3 protein-coding genes and 1 pseudogene are annotated in these 2,903 nt (G+C 72.3%); 2 read left to right on the forward strand and 2 right to left on the reverse strand.

What is annotated here, in order from left to right:
- Window positions 1–466: 466 nt before the first annotated feature.
- A complete protein-coding gene (locus AB0G02_RS33760; RefSeq protein WP_360802489.1) occupies window positions 467–931 on the forward strand; it encodes a hypothetical protein in 465 nt (154 codons plus the stop codon).
- Window positions 932–943: 12 nt separating this feature from the next.
- A pseudogene (locus AB0G02_RS33765) lies at window positions 944–1,231 on the forward strand (bacterial transcriptional activator domain-containing protein); the annotation flags it as partial.
- 21 nt (window positions 1,232–1,252) lie between these two features.
- Here the strand turns inward: AB0G02_RS33765 and AB0G02_RS33770 are convergent.
- Both AB0G02_RS33770 and AB0G02_RS33775 read right to left on the reverse strand, forming a co-directional pair.
- The gene (locus AB0G02_RS33770) at window positions 1,253–1,999 is read right to left on the reverse strand and encodes a GAF and ANTAR domain-containing protein (RefSeq protein ID WP_360802492.1); all 747 of its coding nucleotides are present in this window, start codon (window positions 1,997–1,999) and stop codon (window positions 1,253–1,255) included.
- A 51-nt stretch (window positions 2,000–2,050) separates the two neighbouring features.
- A complete protein-coding gene (locus tag AB0G02_RS33775; RefSeq protein ID WP_360802495.1) occupies window positions 2,051–2,776 on the reverse strand; it encodes an ANTAR domain-containing protein in 726 nt (241 codons plus the stop codon).
- Window positions 2,777–2,903: the final 127 nt, after the last annotated feature.

The following is a 2,903-nucleotide window of genomic DNA, read 5'->3' on the forward strand; positions in this document are numbered from 1 at the left end:
CTCGCCCAGGACACCCTCAACGGCGGCGACAACACCGACTCCTGCGGACCCGTCGGCGTGCCCCCGGACCTCCGCAGCAGCTGCGAGTCGTAGCACTCGGGCACCACCGAGATGACCCGCGGACACGGCAGACCATCGACGACCCGGCCCCGGAAGGGGACCGGGTCGCTCCGCGTGCCGTCCCGGGCTCCGGGGGCGTAACCCCTGAACGGGTGGTTTGAGCGGCCACACCCAACCTCACGCATGACGGATTCGGGTGGTGGCAAGGGATTGACCCGCGATCCGGGACGTTCGCCGTGCTCGTGCTGGTAACCTGGTCGACAGGACGTCAGTCGACGGTTCCACCGCAGCCGGCCCCGATCCGGCCGCGTGTGCGCGGCTCCGCGCACACCGTGCACGTCAAAGCCGGAAGGTCTTCCGTGATCATCTCTTCGCGCCCTCTCGACACCACGCCGGCACCGGGCTCGTGACCTCGCTGGTGGCTCCGGAAGCGCGCTCGGCGGCCCCCGGCAGCCAACCGGGTTCGCGCGTCGCGCTCCTCGACGGGTTCCGGCTCACCCGGGGAGCCGAGGCCATTCCGGTCTCCGGGGGAGCGGAGCGCCTGCTGGCGTTCGTGGCGATGCGCCGGCGGGCAGTGGGACGGCTGTCGGTGGCGGGCTCGCTGTGGGCGGACGCGACCGAGGGCCACGCCTACGCGGCCCTGAGGTCGACGTTGATCCGCATGACTCCCACCTGCCGGGACGCGCTGCTCGTCACGCCGTCGAGCCTGGAACTCGCACCAGGTGTCTCGGTCGACCTGCGCGACGCCCAGGCGCTCGCCCACCGCCTGCTCGAAGCCGGTCCGCACGCCGCGGACGACCTGAGCGTGGAGTCGGTGGCCACCCTGTCGTCGGTACAGCTGCCGCTCGGGTACGACGACGGGTTCGCCTAAGAGGCCGAGGACTGGCGCCAGCTCCGGCTCCACGCGTTGGAGGCGGTGGTGGACGGCCTGGTCGAGGCGAGGCGCTTCGGTGACGCCACAGCCGCGGCCGGCGTGGTCGTCCGAGCCGACCCGCTGCGGGAGAGCGCGCAGACCGCCCTCATCCGCGTCCACCTGGCCGAGGGCAACCGTTCCGAGGCGGTGCACGCGTTCGACCGGTTCAGCCGACTCCTCCACGTCGACCTGGGTCTGGCGCCGACCCCGGAACTCCGGGACCTGGTCGGACGTCACGCGAGGCCGCTGCGCGGCTGACCGGGCGGGCCGCCGCCCCGATCAGCGTCGGACCTGCCCGGTCCTGGCGGGCGCGTCGAGGAGCTGCGGGGTGTCGATGTCCCCCGCGATGACGTCGTGGGCGACGCTGCTCAGCTTGAGGTTGTGCCCGCGGGCGTAGCCGCGCAGCGCGGCGAACGCGGTGTCCATGTCGACCTGGAGGCGTTCGGCCACCAGCCCCTTGGCCTGCTCGACGACCACCCGGCTGTTCAACGCGGCTTGGAGCTGCTCGGTCAGCACCTGGTGGTGGTGGATCGAACGTTGCTGCAGCAGGCCGATGGTGGCGACGTCGACCAGCGCGGTGGCGGTGCGCAACGCGGTGTCGTCCAGCTCGCCGGACCGGTTGCGGAAGAGGTTGAGCGCGCCGATCACCTCGTTGCGCAGGCGCATGGGCACGGCGTCCACGGCAGCGAACCCCGCCTCGGTGGCCGCCGCGGTGAACCGCGGCCAGCGCTCACCCGCGTCCACCAGGTCGGGGTGGCTGACCCTGGTGCCGGTGGCGAACGCGTCCAGGCACGGCCCGTCGTCGTTCTGGAGCTGGAAGAGCTCCAGCAGCCGGGCCTGCTCGTTGGACGACGCGACCAGCTGCAACCTGCCCAGCTGGTCGGCCAGCAGCAGTCCCGCGGCGTCGACGTCGAGGAGCTCGACGCACCGGTCCACGAGCATGTGCAGGAAGTCGATGACGTCGAAGTCGTCGACCAGGGTGTCGGCCAACTCGACGAACGTTTCGACGAGACGTTCACCGTCCATCGCAGCCACCTCCGCTGGTGTGCTCAGAGCGCGATCGTGTTCCTCGCGTGTTCATGGTCGTCCCCCATCGCGGTCGAATCGCCGTCGGCGGGCCACCACGTCGGCCGCCAGCCCGCTCAGCGGCACCTGCTCGGCGAACGCCCGTGCCCGCAGGTGCGCGAACGCGTCAGCGATGCCCAGGCCCAGTTGCGCCGCGACCATCCCGGTGGCCTGGTGCACGTGGGGATTGTGCAGGGGGAGCCCGTCCTCGGGGACGCCGGCCGTGTTGAGGTGGGCCTGCTCGTCCAGCAGCAGTCGCAGGGCCAGCTCCGCGAACGCCAGTGAGTCGGTGAGCGTCGCGGCGTCGAGGTGCCCCGGGTCGGGCCGGTGCAGCGACAGCACCCCGGCCCGGATGGCGCCGACGCACAGCGGCAGCGCGAACAGCGCGGTGGCTCCGACCTCGACGGCCAGTGGCGCGAACATCGGCCACCGGGCCTGGCTGGACGGGGCGTCGAGATCGGCCACGAGCGCCGGGCCGCCACCGTGCCGGACGTCCACGGCCGGTCCTTCGCCCACCGTCACCTGCAACTCCGCCAAGCGCGCGCCCAGCGCGTCCGTGGCGTACCTGACCTCCGGCCAGGCGGAGGTGTCGACGGTGAGCACAGCGCCGGTGACGCCCAAGCGGACCACTGCGGCCTCGCACAGGGCTTCCACCGAGACGGGAACGTCCGACTCGGCGGCCTTCTCCGCGATCCAGCGGCTCACCTGCGCCAACCGACTGGTGGTGTACCGGGCCATCCGGAGACCTCCCAGTCACCTCGTCGCAGGGCACGCCCCGGGCCTCCCGCATCGTGGGAGAACGACCGTCCTACACTACGCGCCGCGGTACCGCTGCCCGCGCACGTCGGCTCACGTTCACCCGGAC

This window comes from Actinosynnema sp. NPDC023658, from assembly GCF_040639995.1.
GTDB lineage: Bacteria > Actinomycetota > Actinomycetes > Mycobacteriales > Pseudonocardiaceae > Actinosynnema.